This is a genomic window from Kothea flammea (genome assembly GCF_052161645.1).
In the GTDB taxonomy this organism is placed as follows: domain Bacteria; phylum Planctomycetota; class Planctomycetia; order Pirellulales; family Pirellulaceae; genus Laterigemmans.
In genome coordinates this window covers 2,764,852-2,787,568 of the sequence record NZ_CP197414.1, presented here as the reverse complement: position 1 = coordinate 2,787,568, position 22,717 = coordinate 2,764,852, and the positions used below count along the sequence as shown (strand labels likewise).

Below are 22,717 nucleotides of genomic sequence, written 5' to 3'. Positions count from 1 at the left end.
TTGGTTAGTCTGCTGCGGTTTTGCGAGCCTCAGAATTCATATGCCCTAGGTCACAACATAGCTCAGTTAAGTGATGATTTGTCTCTTTACCGAGATTTGGGCTTCATTGATACGCAACTCGTGGATTGGAGCCAGGCTCACCTCGACGAGTTAGATATTGTTCTCAACGAATGTCGCGAATGGGTCAACACGCGGGGGTGGCAGCGAAGCGTTATAGACAGTCTCGGCTCAGCGCTTTGCCGCGTCGCAGCAAATACGATCAACGTTTCGCCAACTGCTTTCCGCAGGCAATCATTCTTCACAAGCAGTGGCCCGAAAGTTGTATTATTCGACGAAGTGGAAGGAGGAAGCGGCAACACGAGACGATTGAGCGATGTCTGGGATGGAAAATTAGACCTTGTCGCAGAACTAAGAATGCAGGCCAAATGTCAGGCAAGTGAGGTTGATCGTGTTGTATTCCGAGCTTTTGACAGCGGCGTTTCAGCGGAGTCGCTCTTTCAACTGTGTGAACAAGGAACATTTCCCGACGATTTCTTTGAGGGCGTGTCGGAGGATTCAATCGCACGGGCACGACTTCGATTGCGGCGTCTTGCTCAAAGTCCAGAGATCGCGGCATTCAATTTGTTCATTCGATCCGTTTCTCAACGTGAGAGCAAATCCCTGCGTCGTCCGGTTGACTACTGGCGCCTATATAAGCGTGTTTTCGATATGCAAGCAATTGATGTACGTGCTGAGGCGTTGGGGGCGGGTGCGGTTGGTGTTGGCGTTGCGGCGGGCGTGGTTGGTGCGACCGGTGCGCCGACTGCGGGTTTGGTTGGTGTGGTTGGTTTAGCTGCCGCTGGTGCCGGTGCCGTCGGTTTTGGTTCGGTGGGATAGGTTACTCGCGCTGGTGTCGGCTCGGTGGGGTAGGTTACGCGTGCCGGGGCCGGTGTGGCCATCGGTTGCGAAGTCGGCTGAACGATCGGAATCGTGGGGACAACGCGATACGGCGTAAACGTCGGCCGCGTGACGCGGCGACAGGGCGGGCAATTGCTGCCGTACTGTTGCTTCAGTTCGCCTTGGGCCTCAAGATTCACTTGTGTCGGTTCGGGCAGCTTCTCGATTGATCGGCTGACTTGGGGAACGGGCGTAGCCGGAGGGACTTGCCACGAGGTGTCTTGCTCCGGCTCGGGGTTTCGATGCAATGCGGTGAAGACCGCGCCGAGCATCACGGCGTGGAGTACGGCGACCACGATCAGGCCGACACTGAGCCGGATCCGAATTTCATCCTTCATATTTTTCACGTTGCTCCATGCGTTGAGTAAAGATTGCATTTGTTGGCGATTGGGTTGTGAGAGTTCAGCGAGACTCGTCGACGATCTCGTAGCTGCGATAAGGCAGTGAGCTCGCTGGGTCATTGAGGACGGTGAGAGCGAATCCGCCATAGCCGGCCCAGAGACGCACGAATTGTTCGCGTGGTGTCAGCTCAAAACGGCCGGGATAGTTGTTGTCGAGGATCGCGGCGTATTGCTGGCCATCTCGCTCGACCCAACCAACGAAGGTGCAGCAATGGGCTGGCTTCCACCACAGGATCGCGCCTCGTCGCGTTGCGTTTGCCCAATCGAGGAACCGCGGATCGGCTTTGACCGTGTAGCTGTAGTCGATGCCAGCAGCGTCAAGTCGATCCCGCAATCGCGTGTCCCATTCACCGTCGCTGTAAGTCGCTCGCCAACGTTCACCGAGTTCAAACTCGTTGAGCCAACGGAAGTGGTTGACCAGCGAAGCGTGAACGCAACTTCCTTGATTGAGCCGGCCAGTCCAGTTGCGTTGATGGAGCTGCGGCGGAAGATTCGCGATCGGTTGCTCAGGCGGCGGGGCCGGCAGCGGTCGGACTTGAACATCACGTTCCGGCAAACAACCGGTGCAGACGAGGAGGGCGCACGAGAAGATTAGATTTCGCAACTTGGCATCCTTGCGTGGGAGTGTTTGAAAGAAAGCGAGAGACGTTACTGCAGCAACCGCACGCGGATGGTCGGCGTGCTGGGCGGTGCGTCTTCGACGGAGATGCCGATCATCGAATGGTCGTACTGGTTCTTGATCACGTGGTGGCTGATCTTGGACCAGTAAAGAATCGTGCCGGCGGGGATGTTGGTGGTTGGGTCTTTGACGATTTCAAAGACGCCTTGAACGGTGATGCTGCCGCGGGCTCCGGCGGCGATGCCGAACTTGGCGACACCGACGAGCCGGCCGAGGACAACTACGTCACCGGCGGCGATGTCGGTTTCAGGAACGATCGGGACCGTCACGCCCTCGTGGACGTAGATCGCCCCGACGGGTGCGATGATTGGATTGCTCACGGCGGTTCATCACTGGCTCAAGCGAACGCGAACGAAGTTGTCGGTGGCGGCGGCATCGGCCACGACCTTGCCCAGGTAAAACGTGCCGGCGTCGACTTCGGTGACGATGCCGTCGTTGGTCGCGTAGACCTTCTGGCCGGCGGTGTAGACTTCTGCATCGGCGGGATCCTTCGGGATGTCGAAGACGCCCTCGACGGCGATCGAGCCGAGGACGTCGGCCTTGAGATCGCGTTTGGTGATTCCGACCAGATCGCCTTGGATGACGATGGAACCAACGGGAACATCAACGTCGGGAGTGAAGTCGACGTGCTTGCCGTCGTGAACGTATTGAGCTTGCATAGGATTGAGTCTGGAGTCCTGAGTCTGGAGTCTTGAGGAAGAGTGCGATACATCGGGGCGTCGTCCGGAGGCTTTGCTACAGACTCCGGACTACAGACTCCCGACTATTCGCCAGCGACCTTGACGGCCGCGCGGTGGTCTTGGCTGTTCACACCGAAGTCGATGTACGATCGGAAACCCATGCCGAGCGTGTTCGGCGGCATTTCGACTCGCTCGATGATTGGCGTGCGGCGGCCGTTCAGGAACACGATCTCGAACGCGGGGAGAACGTTCGGATTGGCGAACAGATACCAAGCCGCAGCACTTGCACCCTGGTAATATGAATCCGACAAGTGCGGCGTCGAGATGATGCGATACTTGTTGCGGTGCGGGTTATCGACCGGGATCTTGGTCGGCGAACCTTGAGCGTCGATCATCAACTGGGCCGAGCCCATGAGGAGTTCAGCTTCGGTTTCGAGTTCGACCGGAACCACCAAGTACTCTGGCCGAATGTTGATCGGCTTTTGGTCCTTGGGTTTGCCACCAGGGCCAGCCTTCTGCTTGCGGAAGGTGGTCTTTGCAACGGTCAGTGCATCGGGGCCGAACTTGGTGTCGGCTCCTTGCAGCAAGTTCGCATTGGCTGACGAGAAGAAGCCAGCGTTCTTGAGCAGCAGCGTGAAGAACAAGTCGTCGATCGACTCGGCACCACTGCGTCCCATTTGGCGAGGGATGTCCATGAACGCAGACAAATCATCGTTGATGATGTCGTGACGAGTCAGCGTGAGGATTTGACCGTAAGTGTCGGCCTTGTTGCTGTACTTCTGGTCCGACAGCTTGCCGTGTTTGAGTTCGCCGTCGGCTGCGACTTGTTCAAAGCCGCCGGTACCGAGCAATCGATAACGGGCGACTTCTTTGAAGTCGGTGACCGTTCCGACGCTGCAAAGATCGAACGCGGCGATCGGCGTGTTTTGATAGGCGGCCAGCAACGTCTTGTTCATGACGTTCTCCATGATGCTCGGCAAGCTCATGGAACTGAAACCGGCGCGGATCGTTGCCGTGCCATCGCCGAAGACTCGGGGAACGTCGATCCCTTCGCTGCGAGCACATTCGGCGACGAGCTCACGCAAGCCGATGTGTCGAAGCGGATCGGCGGCGTTGAGCGTCTTTTCACCATAGCTGGCCAGCAACGATTTCTCTTCGATGCCAACCGACAGACACGCAGCGGCTTCGAGGATCTCGCGATTGTATCGCGGTGAGTGATGCGTTTGGTCGGGAGCTTTGGGACGTTCGCTTCGCAGCACGGCGAGTTCCGTTTTGGTAATGGACCAGCCTTGCTCGATGGCGTCGGCCTCGATGGTTGGATGGTTGCCCGCACAGAGCTTGCGGATGCCGGCGATGCGGCGTGATTCCGCAGCGGCTTCGGCTCGCATCTGCTCGACTGGCGAGGCTTGCTTTGGTTCCGTTTTCGTTTTGGTGGTCATGTTCAGACTTGCGTTGACAGGTTCGAGATCGTCCGTGGTTTCGGTGTCGTCGCCGGCGTCATCCGTCTCGTCGCCGTCGACCATCCCTGCGGCCACTCGGGCTTCGGTGTTGTCGTCGGCACCGAGAGCGACGAAGGAGACTTCGCCGAGGGTGGACTTGCGGGCGATGTAGACCGGACCTTGATGATCGCGGCCGTTTGCCTTCGCGGTCTTGCCTTCGGGAATGAAGACAACCTTGTCGGCACTCGCACCGAGAGACGCCTGCCAGGGGAATCCGTTCTCGCTGGTCGCGATGACTTCTTGGGCTGTGACCCCGACACCACTGATGACGCCGGCGACCTGCAGCGATTTGTCGGTGATCGTGATGTCGTCGGTGTGGCCAACGATGCTGCCGCGATCATGGTCCTTCAGGATCGGTCGCGACTTGCGAGTCACACGCATGCCGGCCAAGTCAACGACGACCGGATAAGGCCAGCCGCCCAGTCGCATCGCTCCGCCGGTGTACGCGGTCATCGAGAATTTGCGAAGCGCCGGCTTGTCGTCGCCTTCGACTGGTGGATCGGCGGCGGCGAGCGTGATCGTCGCTGCGTCATCGCAAACGATACGCAGCGAACTGGGGACGGATTCGGCTTCGGCTTCAAGCGGTTCGTTGTTCAGCGTCTTCGGCATGGTCTTCCGTGACTTCGGGTTCGGATGAAGAATCAGTTTCGTCGGACTCGATCGTTAGACCGAGGTCTCGCATCAGTGCGATCTCTTTGGCACGTTGTTTAAGTTCCGTCTCCCAATCACGCCCCTGCCGCGCAAATTCGATAGCCAGAGTTGTCGTATGACTGGCGAGACGGATTTTTTGTGCGTTGGCTTCCTTGGCCGGATCGACGTGCTCGTGCCCGTCCCAGAACCATTGGTGCTCGAAGGTTGAATCGAGCGTGCGAAGCGAGTTGGGCAGGTAGCCCTCGATGAGGATGGCTTCGCGGAGCCACGCTTTCAGAATGCGATCGAGCACCACGCGGGCGAGTTGCGTTTGCTCGACACGAATTGATTTGAAATAGGTTTGGTGATCGAGCCGACCGCTGGCGTAGTTGTATCCGCTCGAATTACCAGCGGCGACATTGAACGGCATGTTCAAACAACGAGCGATTTCGTTGAGGATTTCCTTCTTGAACTCGGCGTATGTCGTCGACGGTTGCTCCGACTTCATCTGAGCCATCTTCCAGCCGCCCGGCATCGTCAACAGCATTCGCTTTTCAAGTTCGATTGGCTCGAACGGTTCAGCCGCATCGGCTTCGCCATTGGCCGGCGCGTCTGTGTAAAGGATGCCAGCGAACTCAGCGGCCGTTTCGGCGGCGGCGAGAACAGCTAATGTGAATCGGCGAAGTTGAGCAAAGAGCGGTAGTGCCGGCGTGATGTCGGGGATACCGCGAATCTGTCCCGGCCGATCGCAGCGAAAGTAGTGCAGCACTGAAGCGGCCGGCACTGTGTCGTATTCGTCATCAACTACGAAGAACCCATCACCCGGATGTTGCCGCAGCACGTCGTACGCGATCGGATTCCCGTCGGCATCAAACCGGATGCCATCCAAGTAACGGCGCGTGTCGGGAACCAACGTTGGCGTGGCGACTTGATCCGCTTCGATCAAACGCAGGTCGAGGTTCACCGGCGTATCCAGTCGTTCGTTGCTAGTCAGCAACCCAAACGCCTCGCCATCGGAAACGCGAGCAAGTCGCATGGTTCGCAGTTTTTCTGCGAGACCGATCGCTTCGCACCAACCAAAGAATTCATATTCAACGAAGCGGTTGGCTGCATCATCGCCGGTCAACATTTGCAACCGTGGACCGGTGCCGACCACATCATTGGCGAGCGTTAGCGTGATGCCGCGAGCGTAGCTGTTGTTGGCGACTTCGTATCGCGAGCGGTTTCGTAGCGTGCGCCGCACATCAGGCGAGTTCGCGGTCGCGGCCGACAACCCGTCCGCACGCGACCAATGTTTGTAATTATCGAGTGTCGTGTTGGCGGCGTCGTACTTGGCCCGCAAACGCGAAAAGAAGGGCTGCCGGGGCGAGCGTCCAGAGGCGGCGGGCAAGGTTGCCGATCCGCCGCGCAATTGCTCGATAATCCCTGACAAGCGTCCTCGGAAAAACATCCGTGCTATTTCCCGTTGCCGTCCCCGGCAGCCCTTGAAGAAGTCTGTAATCCTGAGTCTGCAGTCTTGAGACGAGTTCGGATTCATCCGCTCTCCAGCCTCTAGCCTCTAGCCTCCCGCCTAATCGCTATCCAGCCGAAGGCGGCACGATCTTGTTGAAGCGAAGACCGCGATGCGGTTTCGCCACGGCCTTCTTGGCAGCGAGATGTTTGTCGGCCGCGATTTGATCGGTCAGCTTGTGCTGCTCCACCGATCCCGCATCGCCAGACGCTTTAGCAGGTCCAGCGGCGTTCTCGCGAATCTGATCTTGAAGGTCTTCTGGCATTTCACTTAACCCCGAAAAACGATTGCCCTCCCTTTCTTAGTTATGCGATCTGTCGCATCGGTGTCCCAAACTCTTCTCGCGTTTTCCCACACGCTGACCAATATCGAGGCTTCTCATTCCGGTCAGCCGATACGGTTCAAGGTCTTGGTGAAAGATCAGCCAGCCGAAGGCGGCACAATCATGTTGAAGCGGAGTCCGCGATGCGGTTTCGCAACGGCCTTCTTTGCAGCGAGATGTTTGTCGGCCGCGATCTGATCGGTCAGCTTGTGCTGTTCAATCGACCCCGCATCACCGGACGCCTTCGCAGGCCCCTCAGCGTTCTCGCGAATTTGGTCAACTAGATTGTCTGGCATGTTCGGGTCTCAAAGGCATTGGTCGCTCTCAGGTTACCTATGCCGTGATTCCGCAAACGTGACGACTAAGCAAAAACTTTTGGTCAATTTTTCTCTCGTCATTAAAGATCTTGGATGGTGATCCGCTCACGCTTTGACGCAGATGGTTGATGGGTGCCGCACAACGAGGTCCCCTGCATCGAAGCTACGACGGCGGAGTCGACGAGCCAGTGGTTGTCGGAGTGTTCGGGGCGTGCTTTTCGTTCGTCGACGGTCTGGCCTCGGCCTTCGGTGCGGACGATGTACTTCGCGGTGACTTTCTCAGCGACCGTGCGATATTGGTCACAGCGAGCGCCAATGACGCATCGTCAACACTGCGAGAAGGCTACGAGAAACCAAGCTTCCGAGATTGCGTTGCTGAACCAGCGTGTACAGAGTGCCTAAACCCATTGAACTGCCAACCGAGATCACCCGGTGTCGGCCACCGGTGCAATAAAACAACTCTCCAAAATCCAAAAAAAGGAGTCCGCGTACCTTTTCTTCTCCGTACCTTTTCTTCTCTGAGCGGACATTTCCTCTGCCTTGCAGGATACGGCAACATGCCGTATATTTACGGTGCGACGACGTATCCGATGGCTGCAAAGGAGTTTTAATGGCAATTCAGCGACTTACCAACGCGGAAATCTCACTGATGGAGTTGCTTTGGGAAACGAACCCGCTGACCGCACGGCAGATTCGTGAACGGCTCTATGACGACTCAGAAAAGTCACAGCATGGGACGGTGCAGCGACTTTTACAGAGCCTTGAAGAGAAAGGCTTTGTCAGTCGTGACCGCAGTTTGGGGGTGCAGTTGTTTTCGCCAACTTTAAGCCGCGAAGCCTACGGTGGACGGCAACTGGAATCGTTGGCAGAGAAACTGACGGGTGGTTCCATCGCGCCGCTTCTGACTCATTTGCTGGAGACCGATAAACTCGATAAGGCCGAGATTCGGCGCCTGCGAAAGGTGTTGGAGGAGGCCCAAAAACGTGGTTGATTATCTTGTCGCAGCGACGCTCAGTAACCTCCTGGTGTCCACGATCCTGGCAGCCATCGCATGGATGGTGCAGCGGAAAATTGCTTCGCCCGGGCTAATGAATCTCCTTTGGGCTGTCGTGCTGATCAAATTGGTGACGCCTCCGATCGTGGCCATTCCTGCCCTGATCGTCCCAAGCGTCGCAGGCTCCAATATCCCGGCCAGTGCTGGCCTGGTCACAAATTACGATGTCGGCCCCGGCGCAATACGCGACAAGAATTTCGGCAGTGTCGACAGGTCACCGAATGACTTGACGACTTCCGCTACGACAGGTGCGAATCGTTCTGCCGCTCGGCTTAGCCTCGTCGTTTGGATGGTGGTGAGCGCGATCCTGTTTGCTGTTTCTGCTGTTCGTATTCTTCAATTCCATTGGTTGCTAGTGGCGACCGCGCGTGTGCATCCGGAACTCAGTCGGGGACTGGCATCAAGCGTTTCTCGTCAATTCGGTTTGCGAAAGGCTCCCAACATCCTTGTGACTTCCGCCAACGTGGCACCGTTTGTCTGGTGGATGGCGGGGCGCGGCATCATCGTCGTTTCGTCGCGGGCAACGCAGGAGCTGGATCAGGAAGATCTTCGTTTGATCATCACTCACGAGATGGCTCACATTAAGCGGCGCGACCACTGGTTCCGCTGGCTGGAGTGGCTCGCTCTCGTCACATTCTGGTGGAATCCGATCATGTGGTGGGCTCGCCAACAACTAAGAAGTTCTGAAGAGATGGCTTGCGACCAGCTCGTGCTGCAAACCTCGAAATCTGAAGTGAATCAATACGCGAACTCTTTGCTGAACATGGCAGAACTGTTGACCTCGCCGGAGATCCGTCCGCCGGTTATGGCCAGTGCAATTAACAGCGGCGGAAGTTTTGAGAGAAGGTTAAAAGTGATGATGAGTGAAAAAACCTGGACCGCGCCTGCCGCTCTGCGAACAGCCGTGATGGCCATGGCAATGTGTTTGTTTCCATTGGGATTTGTTTACGCCCAGGACTTCGAAGCCGTCGAGCGTCGCCTGGAAGGTGCGGTCGAGGCTGGTGAACTTTCCCTGGAGCAGGCAAACCTGATGATGGAGGCACTGCGGAGCTCTTCCGCTGGGGACCGCGAGGTGGGAGCGAGAAAAGAACGATATCAAAGGTTTATGAACGACATTAAGGAAGCCGCCGAAGCAGGCAAGCTTACTGAAGAAGAAGCTGAAATGAAGCTCGCCGCTGTTCGGCGTGAGATGTTCGAAGCGGGCCTACAGAACGACCGAGAGCTCGGCGAAATCGAAGCAAAGAAACAACGCTACATGCTGTACATGAAAGAGATCAAAACAGCCATCGAAGCTGGCAAGCTTACTGAGGAGGAAGGCGAGGAGAAGCTGATCGCCGTTCGACGTGAGATGTTCGAGCAGGATCGCCACAGGAGCGCCGAAAGACGCGAACTGGAGGCGAAGAAGCGTCGCTATGAGCAAGCAGCTCGCCAAATCAAGGAGGCTCACGAAGCCGGAAAGATCTCCGAAGAAGAAGCGGAGGAAAAACTGATTGATCTGCGACGGGAGATGTTCGAAAAGGAACGTCACGACGATGAGGAAGAGGAATAAAAATGGTGAAGTGGCTCGCTTGCATCACGACGTTGTTGGCTGCGCAAACGGCGCACGCGCAGCAAGATCCGAAACGCGAAACCCTGAAGTCCGGTGAATACCACGTCACCCAGTCGTGGTCACAGGAGGAGTCGTTTGAGCGGCCCTACCATGTCCGTGTCCCGGATGCTCAGGACAAGCAGCGGAAACTTCCCGTCCTGGTTTTCCTTCACGGCAATGGCGGCAACGCGCCGGAAGCGATGCGTGGGTTTATTCGCGGGCGCGGGAAGATCGCTTCGCGTTACATCCTGGTGTTTCCCCAGGGCTATCGCGAGAGCTGGAATATTGTTTCGGAGCGTTCCAAAGCAGACGATCTTCGCTTCATCGAATCAATCGTGCTGAAGCTGGCCACATTCGAAAATGTGGATCCCAACAACTTCACGATCATGGGTGCATCCAACGGTGCGGCGCTGGTGAACCAACTGGCGATTGAAAGCAGGTTACCCAACATCCGCAGTTACATCAGTGGCGTCAGCCAGCTCAACGTGTGGCAATACGACGGTAAGCATTTCAAGGCGAAGGGCGATGATAACAACTACCGCAACGTAGCCAGCCCTGCAAAAGGCAAGCGACTGCTGAATATCTCAGGCGTGAAAGACAGGCTGGTTCCCTATCACGGCGGTCCTTCGAACGTGATTCCAGCCAAAGACGGCAAGCTGGCGTTCGTTGACGCCGAAGAGTCGACGTTCTTGTGGGCTCGCCAAATGGGTTACGAGGGAGAACAGCTATCACGACCAACCAGGACCATCGAGAACGCCGAAGTCTTCAGCTATCTGGATGGCGACGTCGTTCATTACAAAGTGATCAATGAAGGGCACGGCGCCACACACGGCATCAGCGAAAAACTGCTGCTGGAGTTTCTCGATAAGGGTAGACTGAATGGCGCTAGCCACCGGTCCCCCGCCGCTAACAAAGCAGAAGAGAACGAACCCGATCCGGATGAACCAGCGACTAGCGCCGTGCCGCTCACAGTGTCGCTCGCGGAAGATGCAGCTAAAGAGGAAGTTAACGAGGAAACCCGAGAACTCAATGAACGAATCAAGGAAACAAAACGAGAACACCGGCGATTCAAACGGCTTGGTGATCTCATGGATGAACAACTCAAGTTGCTGCGCGAACTCAAGAAGTTGCATGTGACAATCGAGGCGGCAGAGAAAGGAATCGATGACGCGGAGGACGATGAGCAGCAGATCCAACGCCTCGAAAAGATGCTGCACGAAACCGAATCACGGATGGAGGTTACGAACATCCGGCTGGAAATTCTGGAACGGCGGATGGGTCTCGAAGAACTCGCGTTTGAATTTCCGCCGGAGCAGAACGAGCTGGCTGTCGAAGCGGACTCACTGCTCAAGATGCTCGACGCCGGAAATCGTCTGGCAGAGAGATTCACTGAAGTGTGGATCGAAGAGGACGAAGAAGCGGCCGAGGAACTTGAAGGCGAGTTCGAACAGATGGAGCGAGCGTTTGAGCGTCGGCGTGAAATCCTGCAACTTCGCTTCGAACTCCTCGAAGCTCGCGAGGAAAGCGACGAGGAAAAAATTCGCGAGCTGGAAACGGAGCTGGGGGAAATCGGTGCCGACGGTCGCGACGAGCAGAAGAAGCCGAACAATGCGGCACTCAATCTTCCGTCATCAATTCAATTGACAAACGTCGAGATCAGCGATGCAGCGAAACTCGATTTCGCCTCTGAAATCCTGCCACGTCTAAAAACCGCATGCTTCGATTGTCACGATTCCGGGAACGCAAGTGGCGATCTTAATCTTGAGCAGCTTGTGGCGCAACAGCCACTGGTGATCAATCGAACTCACTGGGTCAACGTCATCGAACAGCTTAAAGTACGATCTATGCCACCCACCGATGCCGAACAACCATCGGACGCCGATCGACGTGCAATGATTGGTTGGCTGACTGATCGAATTGAAAACTTTGACTACACAACTGTGAGACGGGCAGGAGTCGTACCCGCCAAGCGACTAACCCACGACGAATACAACAACACTGTGCGGGATCTGGTTGGAATTGACCTTCGGCCGGCCGATCGCTTTCCAACGGACCTGACGGCATCAAGCGGTTTCGAAAACAGCGCGAACAGTCTCTTCATTCAGCCGGTGACTCTGGAGCGATACGTTGGTGCTGCCGAGTCGATCGTGCAGGCAGCATGGCCCCTTGAGCCGACGGCGATCGAACAGAAAGCGGCACTGAAGCGACTATTTGAGGGCGTGTCGAATTTTGAGGACGAAGACGCAGCACAAAGAGCTGTTGTCCAATTTGCAGGGCGGGCCTATCGCCGACCGCTTGAGAAGGATGAAGTCGATTCCCTGATGACCCACTATCGACATCGCCGTGGCCAGGGCGATTCGCCAGAGGTCGCAATTCGTGAAGTTCTGCAGGTGATCCTGATATCGCCCAACTTCCTGATTCGTTCTGAAACGGCGCCTGAATTGTCGACTGAGCCGACGGCGCCAGCCGCGGGTGACGCGCCGCAACAGAACCTGCGGCTGACGCCGAGCCGCTCACAATCGAAAGCGGTTCGCGTTTCCGACTGGGAACTGGCCAGCCGTTTGTCGTATTTCCTTTGGGCGTCGATGCCGGATGACGAACTGTTCGAGTTGGCACGCTCTGGCCGATTGCATGAACCGACCGTGCTCGCACAGCAAATCGAACGCATGTTAAGGGACTCCAAGTCGGAATCGCTTGGCAGTTTGTTCGCGGCTCAGTGGCTGGGGTTTGCGGAGCTGGATCGTGTCCAGCGAGATCAAATCGACAATCCCTGGGCCACGGACACTTTGGTGGCAGCGATGAAAAGCGAATCGGCACTGCTGTTCCATTCGCTAGTGCAGCAAAACGCCTCGATCGACAGGCTACTGGACGCCGATTTCACGTTCGTCAACGAAGAACTCGCAAACCACTACGGTATCGAAGGTGTGAGCGGTTCCGAGCTGCGAGAAGTGAGCGTGCGTGAAACGCCACGGCGGGGAGTTCTCGGTCATGGCAGCATCCTAGCCACGACGTCGCTGCCAGGTCGCACAAGCCCTGTCATGCGTGGCAACTGGATTCTTACGACGCTGCTCGGCACGCCACCGCCTCCACCGCCGCCCAGCGCCAGCGAGTTCAGTGAGCGTGTTGCCGAAAACGAACGTCTCTCACAAAGACAGAAGCTGGAATTACACCGCACCAATCCGAATTGTTACGCATGCCATAGCCAGATCGATCCTCTGGGATTCGCACTGGAAGAGTTCGAGTGGTTCGGCAGATATCGACCGGAGCAACGTGGCAGGCCCGTGGATTCCGTCGGCCAGCTCCCGGACGGAACTTCATTTCGTGGTCTTATGGGGCTGTCGAGCACGTTGGTGAGCGAGCGCAGCAGTGACCTGGCAGAACAGTTGATTCGCAAGATGCTGGCGTACGCACTCGGAAGGCAATTAGAATACTACGATGAAGCGACCGTGCGGGAATTAACGACGGAGCTGGCAGCAGACGGCCGCAAGTTGCAAACCTTGATCCACGCGATTATTCGAAGTGATTCGTTTCAAAAGAAGCAACTGTAATTGACAAGCCAGGAAATTCAATGACAAAAAAATGGCATATCTCTCGACGGACGATGCTTCGGGGCCTTGGCGCTGGGGTGTCGCTTCCACTCCTCGATGTGATGTCAGGCACCAACCTTCGAGCAGGGGAACAGCAGCGGCCGCTGATGCGACTCGCCTATCTGTACATTCCGAACGGTGTCTCCCAAGGAGGTTGGCAACCGGAGGAGGTGGATGATCGTGGGAGGTTGCTAAAACTGAATCGCTCGATGGCATCCCTTGAGCCCTATCGTGATAATCTGACGGTGTTCCGCAACATGTGGACGCCTCGCGGAAACGGCCATGTTGCTGGCACTGCGACGTGGCTTACGGGTGGTTCCTTCGACGGAGAAAAACTTGACGCGGGCGGAGCCTCCGTCGATCAGATCGCCGCACGCCACTTTCAAAATCAGACTCTGCTGCCGTCGCTCGAACTGTCGTCACGCGGCGAAGGGATTTTTACAAGCAGTCTGCCACGAAATACGATTTCCTGGGTGGATGCCGCCACGCCTGCTCCGCGAGACATCGAACCGCGAGCCGTCTTCGACCGAATGTTTCGTGCGGGTGAATCAGGCCTGGGCAGTCGCAGCGTCACCGATCTTGTGCTGGAAGATGCCAGACGCTTGAAGCGCCGCGTCAGTTCGGACGATCAAAGAAAGCTCGACGAATACCTGGATTCCATCCACGCCATCGAAAAACGAATCGCCTTCGCGGAACAGCAAAAACTGCGGGCCAGTCAAACGCCCGGTCTGCTGGAGTCACTTGTTCGCCCAAGCGGCGGCATCCCCGATGATCACGGCGAGTACATGCGGACCATGATGGACATGATCGCTCTCGCTTTTTGGGCCGATGCCACCCGAGTCTGTACGTTCATGATGGATCATGGGCAGAGCAATCGTTACTTCAACTTTATTGATGGAGTCAACGGAACATGGCATGCGTTGTCTCACTGGAAAGACATCAGCGGCAAAACGGAAGACGACGATGGGATGACGTCGTGGTCGACTCGTGACGAAAAGCGGACAATGTATGACCGCGTTAACGCGTGGCATACAGAACAGGTCGCGTATCTGCTTGGACGTTTGCAAGCAATCAAGGACCAGCATGGATCGTTGCTCGACCAGACGATGATCGTTTACGGATCAAGCATTTCCGATGGACACGAGCATGGGGAGAAAGATCTCCCCGTGCTGTTGGCCGGTGGCGGGAGCACGATCAAACAAGGTCGGCGACTTGGTGATCGAAAGGATACGTCGATGTCCGACCTTCACCTTGCGATGCTCCAACACCTGGGCTTACCTTTGGAACAGTTCGCCGAAAGTCGTTCGCCGTTGTCACTGTGAGCGGTCTGGCGCTAGCCACCGGTCCCGTGCAATCAACAAACAGACCATGCAACAAATCTGTCAACAAATCGGCGGCTAGTGCCATGCCGCTCACGAAGAAAAAATGACAAAACGTAACACTGCCAGTGCATACCTGATCGCCCTTCTTTTCGTGATGCCGTGGGCAGGCACGAATCTGCTCGCTGAGCAGCCTGATGTCGGACAGTTCATCGAGTTCATGCACAACAACGTGAAGCGAAAGTATCTGCTCCACGTCCCTCAGCAGCTCCAGGATAATTCGCCTCTGGTATTCGTGCTCCATGGGTATCACGGCGACGCCAGGGATTACGTGGATCCTGTCATGAATCGTCTGGCCGATGACAACGGATTTGCCGTCTGTTATCCGCAAGGGGCTGAGGACCGAGAAGGGATCCCTCACTGGAACGCTCGACTGAAGATCAGCAAGACTGACGACATTGGCTTCCTCTCGGCACTCGCCTCTGACCTGCACAAAAAGCACTCGCTCAACAAAAGCAGAACCTTTGTTTGCGGAGTTTCCAACGGCGGTTTCATGAGTTACACGCTGGTCGCAGAGAAACCAGATGTATTCAAAGCCGCCGCGTCGGTGATTGGCACCATGAGTGGCCATAACTGGGAACATCGTGATGTGATGCGACCTGTACCGATTTTGCAAATCTCGGGTTTGGATGATGAAATCGTGCCTTACAATGGCAGCATGTCGAAGAATGGCGGATGGGGCGGCGCGCCAGATCAGGATGCAATAATGGAGTTCTGGCGCAAACTCAACCAAACCAGCACCGAAGATGTCATCCAAATTTCTGACCAAACGAAAGCACACCATTACAAAGATGGAGTCAACGGAAACGAGGTATGGCACTATAAGATCAAGAATTTTGGGCACAAAGTTCCTGGCAAGCGCGAGTTGGGAAACGAAGTCGCGGAGGTGATCTGGAAGTTCTTCAGCAAGGTCTCCGACGACGCTGCACCACAATGTGACATCGCGTACGACACGAAGCACGAACGAAACGTACTCGACTTCTGGCCTGCCCAACGAAGCGACGCGACGAGCGACGAGCCTGCCCCGGTTCTGATCTGGTTTCACCCCGGCGGATTTCGAGATGGCGATAAAAGCCAGTTGGAAAAGAACCGACGCTCCATGCTCCAGGCGTACCGGAACGCAGGTTACGCTGTCGTGTCCTGCAACTATCCCTTTCTTAGCGACGACATCGACCACCTTGAAATCGCTCGTCACTGCGCACGGGCAGTGCAGTTTGTCCGCTCAAAAGCGACGGATTGGAACATTGACACGCACAGACTGTGCTGCGGCGGCGTATCAGCCGGAGCTCTGATCAGCGAGTTCCTGGCCTACCACGACAACTTCGCGGATCCGTCGGCCAGCGACGTGATCAGCCGACAAAGTTCACGCCCCGCCGTCGTGATTAGCATCATGCAACCGAGAGGGACCGAGGAATTCGCTTTGCGATTCATGGACAAAGGCGAAGCTCCGATCTTCATCTACTCGGATGCCAAACCCAGCGATCGAATTCACCCGCCGCGGGCAGCGATCATGTTGCGAGACAAAGCCCAGGAACTGGGCATCCCGTGCGTTGCATTCGGCGGAGGACGCAACAAGCTTCCCACCGTGGAAAAAGGCAAGACGTGGCTGGAGCTCCAGTTGGAGTTCTGTCAAAAGCACCTGGCAAGGTAAATCGTGCAGTCCAGTCTGCTCGATGCGTGCAGGGGGGGCTAACTTCATCCACGAATAGGAAACGATTAATAGCGTTGCGACAAGAACCGGCCATCCGTTTGCATTGAGAAACAGCCTCGTTAGAGCGTCTAGTTATCGCTTACGTACAACATAGAATCCGTAGCTGAACCAATCCTGGTATTGTCGATATTGCTCGCTCTCCTGACGCTCCATCTCTACGACCTGCATCGCCTCCGGGCCATCGCTGTGACGCGCTAAAAAATCTGGGATGCGACGGGCCGTTGGTTCGTAGTAGTTGTCGAGCCAGCAGCTTGATGGAAGTACGAAGTAGCCCATCAGGTCATAGCCCGCCGACTCAAGAGTTGCAATCTTTTCGGGAGCCGTTGCTATCTCGGGATATTCGGCGTTCCAGTGCTCTAGGATTTCTGCTGGTGGATCGGGGCGCAGCCACGTGATCTCCGAGACTGCCATTACGCCACCTGGACGTAGGTAAGGTCGCCATAACTCGGCACCATTGCGAAAGCCAATGTTGTAGATGGCACCTTCTGACCAAATAAGATCTAGAGATTCGGTTTCAAATGGAAGGGCATCCATCGAAGCTGCCAGGGTCTCGATTCGTTCAGCGCACCCAGCGTCCCGAGCCTTGTCCATCAAGGTTTCGAGAAATTCAGGAAACAAATCGACAGCACAGATCTTTGCATCGGGTAGTTCCTTAGCGAGTACCAACGTCGAAGCACCTGTACCGCAACCGATGTCGGCAATCGAGATTGGTGCAGCCTGGTCGAGCTGAGTCAATTTAAGGGCCCGACATGTCTCGTCATCGCTTCCAGGTCCTTGACGCAATCCGTCCCGGTGCAGGTCCACCATTAGGCTGAATAGAGTTTGCTCGTCCATCGTATAGTCCTTTGCGTGACTCCTGTTGAGCAACAAACCGGCTGTAGAAATATCTCAGGTCGTGTGATTATCCCTGACTACCAGCTGGCGAACAGGTGGAGATGCTTTCTGCTCGTTTCCATCCGCAATCGAGGAAATCGACGAAATCTAGACTGAGTTATTGCTTTGAGGCGCCACAAAACATGGCTGCTGGAGTGCTACTCCGAGCATATTCGGCGTCGCACGTCCAGCCAACACCGAAAAGTTAACAAAGAAATTCCATTTCGGCTGACACGTTTGCGGAATCACGGCATAGGTAACCTGAGAACGACCAATGCCTTTGAGACCCGAACATGCCAGACGATTTGGATGAGCAGATTCGCGAGAACGCCGTCGGCTGGTTGATCTTTCATCAAGACGTTGAACCGTATCGGCTGACCGGAATGAGAAGCCTCGTGATTGGTCAACTTGTGGAAAAACGCGAGAAGAGTTTGGGACACCGATGCGATAGATCGCATAACTAAGAAAGGGAGGGCAATCGTTTTTCGGAGTTAAGTGAAATGCCAAATGACCTTCAAGATCAGATTCGCGAGAACGCTGCCGGGCCTGCGAAGGCATCCGGTGATGCGGGGTCCGTGGAACAGCACAAGCTGACCGATCAGATCGCGGCCGACAAACATCTCGCTGCCAAGAAGGCCGTGGCGAAACCGCATCGCGGACTCCGCTTCAACAAGATCGTTCCGCCATCGGCTGGCTAACAGGCAGGCGAGAGGCTGGAGACCGGAGTCCGGAGGATTCTGATCTCGCCTACAGACTGCAGACTCAAGACTACAGACTTCTACAAGGGCTGCCGGGGACGGCAACAGGGAACAGCACGGATGCTGAAACGTTTGTCAGGGATTATCGAGCAATTGCGCGGCGGATCGGCAACCTTGCCCGCCGCCTCTGGACGCTCGCCCCGGCAGCCCTTCTTTTCGCGTTTGCGGGCCAAGTACGACGCCGCCAACACGACACTCGATAATTACAAACATTGGTCGCGTGCGGACGGGTTGTCGGCCGCGACCGCGAACTCGCCTGATGTGCGGCGCACGCTACGAAACCGCTCGCGATACGAAGTCGCCAACAACAGCTACGCTCGCGGCATCACGCTAACGCTCGCCAATGATGTGGTCGGCACCGGTCCACGGTTGCAAATGTTGACCGGCGATGATGCAGCCAACCGCTTCGTTGAATATGAATTCTTTGGTTGGTGCGAAGCGATCGGTCTCGCAGAAAAACTGCGAACCATGCGACTTGCTCGCGTTTCCGATGGCGAGGCGTTTGGGTTGCTGACTAGCAACGAACGACTGGATACGCCGGTGAACCTCGACCTGCGTTTGATCGAAGCGGATCAAGTCGCCACGCCAACGTTGGTTCCCGACACGCGCCGTTACTTGGATGGCATCCGGTTTGATGCCGACGGGAATCCGATCGCGTACGACGTGCTGCGGCAACATCCGGGTGATGGGTTCTTCGTAGTTGATGACGAATACGACACAGTGCCGGCCGCTTCAGTGCTGCACTACTTTCGCTGCGATCGGCCGGGACAGATTCGCGGTATCCCCGACATCACGCCGGCACTACCGCTCTTTGCTCAACTTCGCCGATTCACATTAGCTGTTCTCGCCGCCGCCGAAACGGCCGCTGAGTTCGCTGGCATCCTTTACACAGACGCGCCGGCCAATGGCGAAGCCGATGCGGCTGAACCGTTCGAGCCAATCGAACTTGAAAAGCGAATGCTGTTGACGATGCCGGGCGGCTGGAAGATGGCTCAGATGAAGTCGGAGCAACCGTCGACGACATACGCCGAGTTCAAGAAGGAAATCCTCAACGAAATCGCTCGTTGTTTGAACATGCCGTTCAATGTCGCCGCTGGTAATTCGAGCGGATACAACTACGCCAGCGGTCGGCTCGATCACCAAACCTATTTCAAATCAATTCGTGTCGAGCAAACGCAACTCGCCCGCGTGGTGCTCGATCGCATTCTGAAAGCGTGGCTCCGCGAAGCCATCCTCATCGAGGGCTACCTGCCCAACTCGCTTCGCACGCTCGATTCAACCTTCGAGCACCAATGGTTCTGGGACGGGCACGAGCACGTCGATCCGGCCAAGGAAGCCAACGCACAAAAAATCCGTCTCGCCAGTCATACGACAACTCTGGCTATCGAATTTGCGCGGCAGGGGCGTGATTGGGAGACGGAACTTAAACAACGTGCCAAAGAGATCGCACTGATGCGAGACCTCGGTCTAACGATCGAGTCCGACGAAACTGATTCTTCATCCGAACCCGAAGTCACGGAAGACCATGCCGAAGACAACACCAGTCCGTAGCCATCAGTCTGTAGTCTGTAGCGAGGAGGATTCCCTCCAGACTCAAGACTCCGGACTCAAGACTAACAACGTCCCCAGTTCGCTGCGTATCGTTTGCGATGACGCAGCGACGATCACGCTCGCCGCCGCCGATCCACCAGTCGAAGGCGACGACAAGCCGGCGCTTCGCAAATTCTCGATGACCGCGTACACCGGCGGAGCGATGCGACTGGGCGGCTGGCCTTATCCGGTCGTCGTTGACTTGGCCGGCATGCGTGTGACTCGCAAGTCGCGACCGATCCTGAAGGACCATGATCGCGGCAGCATCGTTGGCCACACCGACGACATCACGATCACCGACAAATCGCTGCAGGTCGCCGGCGTCATCAGTGGTGTCGGGGTCACAGCCCAAGAAGTCATCGCGACCAGCGAGAACGGATTCCCCTGGCAGGCGTCTCTCGGTGCGAGTGCCGACAAGGTTGTCTTCATTCCCGAAGGCAAGACCGCGAAGGCAAACGGCCGCGATCATCAAGGTCCGGTCTACATCGCCCGCAAGTCCACCCTCGGCGAAGTCTCCTTCGTGGCCCTCGGTGCCGACGACAACACCGAAGCCCGCGTGGCCGCTGGGATGGTTGACGGTGACGAGACGGATGATACCGGTGACGACACCGAAACCACGGACGATCTCGAACCTGTCAATGCGAGTCTGAACATGACCACCAAAACGAAAACGGAACCGAAGCAAGCCTCGCCAGTCGAGCAGATGCGATCCGAAGCCGCTGCGGAATCTCGCCGCATCGCCGGCATCCGCAAGCTCTGTGCGGGGAACCATCCAACCATCGAAGCCGACGCCATCGAGCAAGGCTGGTCCATCACCAAAACGGAACTCGCCGTGCTGCGAAGCGAACGCCCCAAAGCTCCCGACCAAACGCATCACTCACCGCGATACAATCGCGAAATCCTCGAAGCTGCAGCGTGTCTGTCGGTTGGCATCGAAGAGAAATCGTTGCTGGCCAGCTATGGTGAAAAGACGCTCAACGCCGCCGATCCGCTTCGGCACATCGGCTTGCGTGAGCTCGTCGCCGAATGTGCTCGCAGCGAAGGGATCGATGTGCCTCGCGTCTTCGGCGACGGCACGGCAACGATCCGCGCCGGTTTCAGTTCCATGAGCTTGCCGAGCATCATGGAAAACGTCATGAACAAGACGTTGCTGGCCGCTTACCCAGAACACGCCGATCGCAGCGTTCGATCTGTGCAGCGTCGGAACGGTCACCGACTTCAAAGAGGTCGCCCGTTATCGCCTAGTCTTAAACGGCTGAACCACAGTCCGTAACGTTCTTCGGATTCTAGCTTGAGTCCTACGTGCCATCCCTTTAACGCAACTGACACATTGACTCGAATGTTTTCAATTTTAATTGATCCTCCGTTCATTACCTTTCGCTTGAGATAATCAATCGGATAGTCCAGTTCGATCGGTGTGGAATCGAAACTTCGCGTGGAGTTTGTGTAGAGATCGGCGGGGACTTGCATGGCAATCGCCTCGTGAGGACGTTCATAATTGTACGTGTTTCTCCATACATCTAGAGCACTTTGTTGGGTTTTGGAATCCGACGCGCTTTTCTTTTCGACCTCTAATGCAATATCGCGGTGCATCCTCTCGTGCGAGCCGTTCTGGTCTGGACGAGCTGGCGGAATACGATCTAAATCAATCCCCAGTGCTAACCACCAAGCCGATAATCGACTAAGCCCCATTGGTGAGTTTGACGCTGCAAATGGGCTACCATTGTCGCTGCGTATGACTTCAGGTAGACCATACTTTGAAAACATATTTTCAAAAGCTGTTTTCACTGAATCACTCTTGTTGTCCGATAGCGATTGAGTACATAAAACAAAACGACTGTACAGATCTCGAATCGTCAGCGGTTCGAATCGACTCTTGTCACTTGTACGCCACCATCCTTTGAAATCGACCGTCCACACATGGTTCGGTCGCTTGGCCTCAATCCTGTTGGTAATACGTCCAGATTCGTTACTTGGTCGACGTGTTTTTCGCTCGACAAGTCCAGCATTATCTAGGACTCGTTTAAAGGTGCTATCTGATGGCAATTCGCAGTCAGGAAAAGACCTCGCAAATACCATTCGTATTTTACGTGGCCCCCAACTAGGATGCGCCAACTTGAGTTTTACGATGTTGCATACACTGTTTTCACCAAGCTGTTGCGGACTACCAGTAGGCCGCCTCGATTGGTCGCTTAGCCCCGTCAATCCTTGCTGAAGAAACCTATCCTTCCACTTATAACCAGTTTTTCGGCTAATGCCGAACTCCTTGCACAGGTCGTTAAATGGTACTTTTGCCTCGAAAACTCGAAGGACAAATTCGGTTCTGACGTTCATAACACTAATTTCTTTCCAAGGCATCACAAAGTCTCCTTGGACTCTGTGTTTACCCTAAAGTGTTACCTATGTCCTGAACCCGCGGCGCCACCTATGTCCTGAACCTATACCCCCATTCCCTTCTTCTTCCTCAGGTCTCAGGCCTCGAGCCTCAAGCCTCTTATGCAAGCTCAATACGTTCACGACGGCAAGCACGTCGACTTCACTCCCGACGTTGATGTCCCCGTTGGCTCGATCGTTATCCAAGGCGACCTCGTTGGCATCACCAAACGCGATCTCAAGGCCGACGTGCTCGGCTCGATCGCCGTCGAGGGCGTCTTCGACATCCCAAAAGATCCCGCCGATGCCGAAGTCTACACCGCCGGCCAGAAGGTCTACGCGACCAACGACGGCATCGTCACCGACGTCGACGCCGGCACGTTTTACTTGGGCAAGGTCGTGGCCGATGCCGCCGCCACCGACAACTTCGTCCGCGTTCGCCTGAGCCAGTGATGAACCGCCGTGAGCAATCCAATCATCGCACCCGTCGGGGCGATCTACGTCCACGAGGGCGTGACGGTCCCGATCGTTCCTGAAACCGACATCGCCGCCGGTGACGTAGTTGTCCTCGGCTGGCTCGTCGGCGTTGCTAAGTTCGGTATCGCCGCCGGAGCCCGTGGCAGCATCACCGTTCAAGGTGTCTTTGAGATCGTCAAAGACCCGACAACCAACATCCCCGCCGGCACGATTCTTTACTGGTCCAAGATCAGCCACCACGTGATCAAGAACCAGTACGACCACTCGATGATCGGAATCTCCGTCGAAGACGCACCGCCCAGCACGCCGACCATCCGCGTGCGGTTGCTGCAGTAACGTCTCGTCTCTCGCTT

Annotated in this window: 21 protein-coding genes; 12 read left to right on the top strand and 9 right to left on the bottom strand. The window is 56.1% G+C overall.

The genetic code is table 11. The features are described from left to right. The first annotated feature begins 78 nt into the window (after positions 1 to 78). Positions 79 to 876, top strand: a complete 798-nt coding sequence (locus SH139x_RS10500) for a hypothetical protein (RefSeq protein WP_488355197.1) — start codon at positions 79 to 81, stop codon at positions 874 to 876. A gap of 462 nt (positions 877 to 1,338) precedes the next feature. Here the strand turns inward: SH139x_RS10500 and SH139x_RS10495 are convergent, their stop codons facing one another. The 7 genes from SH139x_RS10495 to SH139x_RS10465 form a co-directional block, all read right to left on the bottom strand. Next, a complete protein-coding gene (locus tag SH139x_RS10495; RefSeq protein WP_488355196.1) occupies positions 1,339 to 1,941 on the bottom strand; it encodes a hypothetical protein in 603 nt (200 codons plus the stop codon). 44 nt (positions 1,942 to 1,985) lie between these two features. Beyond that, positions 1,986 to 2,336 (bottom strand): capsid cement protein, encoded by a 351-nt coding sequence (locus SH139x_RS10490; RefSeq protein WP_488355195.1) that lies wholly within the window; start codon positions 2,334 to 2,336, stop codon positions 1,986 to 1,988. A 9-nt stretch (positions 2,337 to 2,345) separates the two neighbouring features. Further along, complete coding sequence (locus tag SH139x_RS10485) at positions 2,346 to 2,675, bottom strand: DUF2190 family protein (protein ID WP_488355194.1); 330 nt, start codon at positions 2,673 to 2,675, stop codon at positions 2,346 to 2,348. A 104-nt stretch (positions 2,676 to 2,779) separates the two neighbouring features. Further along, positions 2,780 to 4,804: a phage major capsid protein gene (locus tag SH139x_RS10480; protein WP_488355193.1), complete on the bottom strand. Its 2,025-nt coding sequence runs from the start codon at positions 4,802 to 4,804 to the stop codon at positions 2,780 to 2,782. Next, on the bottom strand, positions 4,773 to 6,275 hold the full coding sequence (locus SH139x_RS10475; protein WP_488355192.1) for a phage portal protein: 1,503 nt from the start codon (positions 6,273 to 6,275) through the stop codon (positions 4,773 to 4,775). The genes SH139x_RS10480 and SH139x_RS10475 overlap by 32 nt, the downstream gene beginning before the upstream one ends. A 127-nt stretch (positions 6,276 to 6,402) precedes the next feature. Continuing rightward, a complete protein-coding gene (locus SH139x_RS10470; protein ID WP_488355191.1) occupies positions 6,403 to 6,600 on the bottom strand; it encodes a hypothetical protein in 198 nt (65 codons plus the stop codon). A gap of 155 nt (positions 6,601 to 6,755) precedes the next feature. Next, entirely contained in the window at positions 6,756 to 6,953 is a 198-nt protein-coding gene (locus SH139x_RS10465) for a hypothetical protein (RefSeq protein WP_488355190.1), read from the bottom strand. Positions 6,954 to 7,584: 631 nt separating this feature from the next. Between SH139x_RS10465 and SH139x_RS10460 the strand changes: the two genes are divergently transcribed. The 5 genes from SH139x_RS10460 to SH139x_RS10440 all read left to right on the top strand — a co-directional run bounded on the left by SH139x_RS10460 (position 7,585) and on the right by SH139x_RS10440 (position 16,233). After that, positions 7,585 to 7,965, top strand: coding sequence for a BlaI/MecI/CopY family transcriptional regulator (locus SH139x_RS10460; RefSeq protein WP_488355189.1), 381 nt, complete (start codon positions 7,585 to 7,587; stop codon positions 7,963 to 7,965). Continuing rightward, positions 7,958 to 9,577 (top strand): M56 family metallopeptidase, encoded by a 1,620-nt coding sequence (locus tag SH139x_RS10455; RefSeq protein WP_488355188.1) that lies wholly within the window; start codon positions 7,958 to 7,960, stop codon positions 9,575 to 9,577. The genes SH139x_RS10460 and SH139x_RS10455 overlap by 8 nt, the downstream gene beginning before the upstream one ends. Positions 9,578 to 9,579: 2 nt before the next feature. Then, entirely contained in the window at positions 9,580 to 13,164 is a 3,585-nt protein-coding gene (locus tag SH139x_RS10450; RefSeq protein ID WP_488355187.1) for a DUF1592 domain-containing protein, read from the top strand. A 20-nt stretch (positions 13,165 to 13,184) separates the two neighbouring features. Next, positions 13,185 to 14,525: a DUF1552 domain-containing protein gene (locus tag SH139x_RS10445; protein ID WP_488355186.1), complete on the top strand. Its 1,341-nt coding sequence runs from the start codon at positions 13,185 to 13,187 to the stop codon at positions 14,523 to 14,525. 103 nt (positions 14,526 to 14,628) lie between these two features. After that, positions 14,629 to 16,233 (top strand): prolyl oligopeptidase family serine peptidase, encoded by a 1,605-nt coding sequence (locus SH139x_RS10440; RefSeq protein WP_488355185.1) that lies wholly within the window; start codon positions 14,629 to 14,631, stop codon positions 16,231 to 16,233. Positions 16,234 to 16,365: 132 nt separating this feature from the next. On the opposite strand, the gene SH139x_RS10435 is transcribed toward SH139x_RS10440, so the two are convergent. Then, complete coding sequence (locus tag SH139x_RS10435; RefSeq protein ID WP_488355184.1) at positions 16,366 to 17,127, bottom strand: class I SAM-dependent methyltransferase; 762 nt, start codon at positions 17,125 to 17,127, stop codon at positions 16,366 to 16,368. Positions 17,128 to 17,459: 332 nt separating this feature from the next. Between SH139x_RS10435 and SH139x_RS10430 the strand changes: the two genes are divergently transcribed. The 4 genes from SH139x_RS10430 (at position 17,460) to SH139x_RS10415 (ending at position 20,787) form a co-directional block, all read left to right on the top strand. Then, positions 17,460 to 17,630, top strand: a complete 171-nt coding sequence (locus SH139x_RS10430; RefSeq protein WP_488355183.1) for a hypothetical protein — start codon at positions 17,460 to 17,462, stop codon at positions 17,628 to 17,630. Between the two features lie 36 nt (positions 17,631 to 17,666). Continuing rightward, positions 17,667 to 17,864, top strand: coding sequence for a hypothetical protein (locus SH139x_RS10425; protein WP_488355182.1), 198 nt, complete (start codon positions 17,667 to 17,669; stop codon positions 17,862 to 17,864). Positions 17,865 to 17,984: 120 nt separating this feature from the next. After that, a complete protein-coding gene (locus SH139x_RS10420; protein WP_488355181.1) occupies positions 17,985 to 19,475 on the top strand; it encodes a phage portal protein in 1,491 nt (496 codons plus the stop codon). Continuing rightward, on the top strand, positions 19,450 to 20,787 hold the full coding sequence (locus tag SH139x_RS10415; protein WP_488355180.1) for a hypothetical protein: 1,338 nt from the start codon (positions 19,450 to 19,452) through the stop codon (positions 20,785 to 20,787). The genes SH139x_RS10420 and SH139x_RS10415 overlap by 26 nt, the downstream gene beginning before the upstream one ends. On the opposite strand, the gene SH139x_RS10410 is transcribed toward SH139x_RS10415, so the two are convergent. Continuing rightward, positions 20,733 to 21,872 carry a helix-turn-helix domain-containing protein gene (locus tag SH139x_RS10410; RefSeq protein WP_488355179.1) on the bottom strand — a complete coding sequence of 380 codons (1,140 nt, stop codon included), beginning with the start codon at positions 21,870 to 21,872 and terminating at the stop codon, positions 20,733 to 20,735. The genes SH139x_RS10415 and SH139x_RS10410 overlap by 55 nt on opposite strands. A gap of 138 nt (positions 21,873 to 22,010) precedes the next feature. Between SH139x_RS10410 and SH139x_RS10405 the strand changes: the two genes are divergently transcribed. Further along, entirely contained in the window at positions 22,011 to 22,340 is a 330-nt protein-coding gene (locus SH139x_RS10405; RefSeq protein WP_488355178.1) for a DUF2190 family protein, read from the top strand. 9 nt (positions 22,341 to 22,349) lie between these two features. Continuing rightward, positions 22,350 to 22,700, top strand: a complete 351-nt coding sequence (locus SH139x_RS10400; RefSeq protein WP_488355177.1) for a capsid cement protein — start codon at positions 22,350 to 22,352, stop codon at positions 22,698 to 22,700. The last annotated feature ends 17 nt before the right edge of the window (positions 22,701 to 22,717 follow it).